The organism is Deltaproteobacteria bacterium, assembly GCA_016183175.1.
GTDB lineage: Bacteria > UBA10199 > UBA10199 > UBA10199 > SBBF01 > JACPFC01.
Genome location: JACPFC010000033.1, coordinates 1 through 5,881, shown reverse-complemented (window position 1 = coordinate 5,881; position 5,881 = coordinate 1). Strand labels below are relative to the sequence as shown.

Annotated in this window: 2 protein-coding genes; both read left to right on the top strand. The window is 53.7% G+C overall.

The annotated features are described in order from the left end of the window. The first annotated feature begins 36 nt into the window (after positions 1-36). Positions 37-3,339: an FG-GAP repeat protein gene (locus tag HYU99_04240; GenBank protein ID MBI2339567.1), complete on the top strand. Its 3,303-nt coding sequence runs from the start codon at positions 37-39 to the stop codon at positions 3,337-3,339. Between the two features lie 33 nt (positions 3,340-3,372). Continuing rightward, positions 3,373-5,881, top strand: a 2,509-nt coding sequence (locus HYU99_04235) for an FG-GAP repeat protein (protein ID MBI2339566.1), incomplete at its 3' end; no start/stop codon positions are given.

The following is a 5,881-nucleotide window of genomic DNA, read 5'->3' as shown; positions in this document are numbered from 1 at the left end:
TATAACGGCCTTTCGGTCAACAGGCATACCATATCCATGACCGTCACGGATGAGGTGGGCGGCGTCTGTAGAGACAGCATTCTGGTCAGCGTGGGCAACCCGGAGGTAACGATCACCTCACCCACGGATGGGGAGAGTTATGAAAAGGGGGAAGCCATCCTCTTTTCTGCCGCGGTCTTTGATGCCCAGGACAACCCGGAGGATCTTGAAATCGAGTGGTCCAGTGATGTGGATGGTGTTTTTAATACAAACCCTGCCGATTCGTCGGGAAATATCGCCTTCAACTATTCGGGACTATCTGCGGAAGATGGGGGCACCGAACATTTAATCACCCTAAGCGCAACCGGTACGGATGGACTTTCAACCACGGAAGAAGTCAATATCATCGTAAGCCCCCCGGAGGTTTGTGATGAAATTGATAATGATGGAGATGGGGTTGTGGATGAAGGAGTCACCACAACTTACTATGCCGACTCGGATGGAGACGGCTACGGGGATGTTGATAACACCACAGAGGACTGTAGCCTTCCCGGCGGCTATTCCAAAGACAACACGGATTGCGATGACACAAACTTCAGCCTGAATCCGGCCGCCACAGAGGTATGTGACAGTCTGGATAATGACTGTGACGGTTACACGGATGACGGGGATGGCAGTTTGGATGCGTCGACAGGCGCCACTTGGTATGCGGATTCTGACGGGGACGGGTATGGGAATGCCGCAAACACCACTCAGGCCTGCACCCGACCCTCGGGTTATGTTTTAGATGATACCGACTGCGACGATAATGAAGTCCTGTCAAATCCCGGTGAAATTGAGGTTTGTGACGGTCTGGACAACAATTGTGACGGCGCCCTCGATGAAGATTCTGCTGTGGATGCCGCCACATGGTATGCCGACACCGATGGGGATAGTTATGGTTCGACAAGCTCACCACAAGCGGCCTGCACCCAGCCTTCGGGTTACGTGGCGGATGATACCGATTGTGATGACAGTGATGCTTTGGTTAACCCGGCGGCTACCGAATATTGCGACGGCGTGAATAATGACTGCGACAGTTATACGGATGAAAGTTCCGCGGCAGATGCCTCCACTTGGTATCGTGATTCAGACGGGGATGGCTACGGAGATGCGGCGATCTCCATTTTAGCCTGCGACCGACCTTCCGGTTATGTGGCGGATGATACGGATTGTGATGACAGTGATATTACCCTCAATCCGGATACCGTCTGGTATGCGGATTCTGACGGCGACGGTTATGGTTCGACAAACTTATCACAAGCGGCCTGTAGCCAACCCTCGGGTTACGTTTTAGATAATACCGATTGCGACGATTTCGACACCACAACTTCCCCCGCGGCCACCGAATATTGCGACGGTATGGATAATGACTGCGACGGCACTACGGATGAAAATGACGCGGCAGATGCCTCCACTTGGTACAGGGATTCAGATACGGATGGTTACGGAAATACGGCAATCTCTACTTTAGCCTGCGATCAGCCGGCTGGCTACGTGTCGAACAACGACGACTGCAACGACGGCTCCGCTACCGTCAGCCCGGCCGACACGGAGATCTGCGATGCATCCAACGTGGACGAGGACTGCGACGGACTCGCAGACGACTCCGATTCGAGTGCCACGGGCAAGAGTACCTGGTACCGCGACGCCGACGGCGACAGCTACGGGACCTCGGCCACGACCGTGAGCCGGTGCGACCAACCTTCCGGTTATGTTGCCAACAGTACGGATTGTGATGACAGTGATGCTACTCTCAATCCAGATACCGTCTGGTATGCGGATTCCGACGGCGACGGTTACGGCAATTCTTCCAGCACAATAATCTCCTGTGCCCAGCCTTCTGGTTATGTTGCCGACAATACGGATTGTGATGATGCTGAAAGTGCGGCCAATCCAGGCAAAACCGAGGTTTGTAATGACGGTATTGACAATGACTGCGACGGCACAAGTAACAACTGTGGTGTTACCGGCACCATCGATCTCTCCACTGCCGATGCCAAGCTAACGGGCGAAGCGGTTGGTGATTATGCTGGTATTGCTATTTCTGGAGCCGGGGATGTCGATGGGGATGGGGTGGATGACCTCCTTGTGGGGGCTTATGGTGAGGACTCCGGGGGGAGTCTCGCCGGAGCGGCCTATTTGGTGCTGGGTCCTGTGAGTGGTACCCAATCTCTCTCGGCCGCTGATGCCAAACTAATGGGTGAAGCGGCTGGTGATTATGCTGGTTGGGCCGTCTCGGGAGCCGGAGACTTGAACAATGACGGTTACGATGACCTCTTGGTGGGGACTTATTATAATGATGCGGGTGGCACTGACGCGGGGGCGGCCTATCTGGTTTTGGGTCCTGTGAGTGGCACCCAATCTCTCTCGGCCGCTGATGCCAAACTAACGGGTGAAGCGGCTGATGATCATGCAGGTTGGTCTGTCTCGAATGTTGGGGACATAAACCTCGATAGTTATGATGACTTCTCGATTGGTGCCATGTATGAGGACTCGGGGGCTACTAATGCCGGAGCGGCCTATTTGGTGCTGGGGCCTGTGTCTAGTGGAACGAGTAGCCTTTCTACTGCCGATGCCAAACTAACGGGTGAAGCGGCTGATGATGATGCTGGTTGGTCTGTCTCGGGAGCCGGAGACTTGAACAATGACGGTTACAATGACCTCTTGGTGGGGACCTACGGTGAGGACTCGGGGGGCAGTAATGCCGGAGCGGCCTATTTGGTGCTGGGGCCTGTGAGTGGGTCACAATCTCTTTCTACTGCCGATGCCAAGCTTGTTGGTGAGGCGTCCGATGATTTCGCAGGAATCGCTGTAGGGGCTGGAGACGTGGACAATGACGGTTACGATGACCTCTTGGTGGGGGCCCGGGGTGAGGACTCTGGCGGTACAAATGCTGGAGCGGCCTACTTAGTGCTGGGTCCTGTAAGTGGAAGTGTAGACCTCTCCACCGCTGATGCCAAGCTGACGGGTGAAGCGGCTTATGATTATGCTGGTTGGTCTGTCTCAAAAGTTGGGGACATAAACCTCGATAGTTATGATGATTTCTTGATTGGTGCTCTGTACGAGGACTCGGGGGGCAGTAATGCCGGAGCGGCCTATTTGGTGCTGGGGCCTGTGTCTAGTGGAACGAGTAGCCTTTCTACTGCCGATGCCAAGCTTGTTGGCGAGGCGTCCGGTGATTATGCAGGACGCGCTGTTGCAGGGGCCGGAGACGTGGACAGTGACGGTTACAATGACCTTTTGGTGGGGGCTCATTATAATGATGCAGGTGGCAGTAGCGCGGGGGCGGCCTATCTCATTTTCGGTGGGGGACTGTAGCTTTCCTGGAATTTTAGAATGAAGGAAAAAAATATGACAAATCCTATTGGAAATTCGGCCTTGCCGACAGGGTTCAATCAAGAGGAACAGCCTCTGAATACAGCCGATTCTCAACAAGCCGCTTCCCAGGGAGTTGAGCCTGTTGATTTAGGGGAATACCGCAAAATCACCGAGACAAGATTTGTTCCCCCTCTTTGGGGGCTCTTAATCGGGAAATTATTCGGATGTAGCGACGCGGGATTGAGCGTTAATAACACAAAACCTGATGCCTCGATTTATGAACCCTCCAATGGAACCGAGCTTATTGAGGGAGAAGAAGTAAATTTTACGGGACATGGGTCCGATTATGAAGATGACTCCGCAAGCCTGACTTATCTCTGGTCCAGCTCCGTGGATGGAATCCTTTCCGAAGGACAGCTTGATGAAGAGGGGTATTCAACATTTTCCACCACGTTGAACCCGGGAAATCATAACATTGAATTTAAAGTGATTGATACAGCGGGAAAGGAGTCGAAGGTTAAAAGCATCAGCCTGGTGGTGGTTCCCAACGAAGTCCCGGAGATAGAGATTTTAGAGCCGGCGGGGGGAGAGGAGTTTTATGAGGATGAATTGGTGACCTTAAAGGTTCAGGTTTCGGATGAAGAGGATGCGCCGGAGTTGCTTTCTGTTTCGTGGGAGAGCGATCTGGATGGAATTTTGGATGAGGAAATTATGCCGGATGGCAATGGCGAGGCGGCCACGGCGGTTTATCTGCAGGAAGGGAGGCATCTTTTGACGGCGAGCGTTACCGACAGCCTTGGAAAAACAGATACAGCCACCGTGACCGTTCAGGTGGGCCCGCCCAATGACTCCCCTGAATGTGAAATTACCTCACCGGCAAGCGGATCGAGTTATCGGGAGGGAACCTTTATCGATTTTGAGGCCCAGGTTTCAGATACAGATACAAGCGCCGGCAGTTTAAGCGTGGAATGGGAAAGTGACAAAGACGGGGTTATTGGGACTTCAGAACCCGCTTCAAACGGGGAGGTTTTCTTTTCTTACAACGGCCTGTCGGTCAACAGCCACACAATCTACATGACCGTCACCGATGAAGTGGGCGAAACCTGTGTTGCCAACACCTCGGTCAACGTGGGAGATGCGCCGGAGTTGACGATCAATTCCCCCAGTGACGGCGCGGACTATGTGGAGGGAGAAACAATCACTGTTACAGCGACAGTTGCGGACGATGACAGTGCGATGAGCAACATCGACGTGAATCTTGTCAGTAATATCGATGGGGACCTCGGTTCCACCTTTCCTGATAATTCGGATGGATCTGTCTCCTTTACCCTTACAGGAGGATTAACGCCTGGGGAGCATTTTCTTACCTTAACGGCGACGGATGAGCTTGGATTGGATGATTCCAAGATGGTTCAAGTGACTGTAGGGGCGGATAACGACGGGGACGGCTATGCCACGGACTCCGGGGATTGCGATGATTCAGATGCGACCATCAATCCTTCTGCCACAGAGGTTTGTGACGAGGTGGATAATGATTGTGATGGGTACACGGATGATGAGGATAGTAGCCTGGATACGTCAACAGGTTCCACCTGGTATGCGGATACAGATGGCGATGGTTATGGTTCGACAAGCTCACCACAAACAGCCTGTAGCCAACCTTCGGGGTATGTTTTGGACAATACCGATTGTGACGATGCGGAGGCCCTTGCCAATCCCGGAGAAACCGAGGTATGCAACGATGGACTGGATAATGACTGCGATGGAACGATAGATAACGGTTGCGGTATCAGCGGTACGATTGATCTTTCCTCTGCCGATGCCAAGCTGACGGGTGAAGCGGCTTATGATCATGCTGGTTGGTCCGTCTCGGGAGCCGGAGACGTGAACAATGACGGTTACGATGATCTCTTGGTGGGGGCCGAGGGTGAGGACTCTGGGGGTAACGATGCTGGAGCCGCCTATCTAGTCCTGGGTCCTGTGTCTGGTGGAACGACCAGCCTTTCTTCTGCCGATGCCAAGCTCACTGGGGAGGCGTCCGAGGATCAAGCAGGACGCGCTGTTGCAGGGGCCGGAGACGTGGACAATGACGGTTACGATGACCTCCTGGTTGGGGCTTATGGAGAAGATTCTGGTGGTAGTGAGGCTGGAGCGGCCTATTTGGTGCTGGGTCCTGTGTCTAGTGGAACGATCAGCCTTTCCTCTGCCAATGCCAAGCTTGTTGGGGAAGCGTCCAAAGATTATGCAGGGGGCGATGTTGCAGGGGCAGGAGATGTGGACAATGACGGTTACGATGACCTCTTGGTAGGGGCTGCTGATGAGGACTCCGGCGGTATCTTTGCTGGAGCCACCTATTTAATGCTGGGTCCTGTGAGTGGAACAATGGATCTCTCTTCTGCCAATGCCAAGCTGATTGGAGAAAATGTCGGTGATTACGCAGGACGCGTTGCAGGGGCAGGAGATGTGGACAATGACGGTTACGATGACCTCTTGGTGGGGGCCCGGGGTGAGGACTCTGGCGGTACAAATGCTGGAGCGGCCT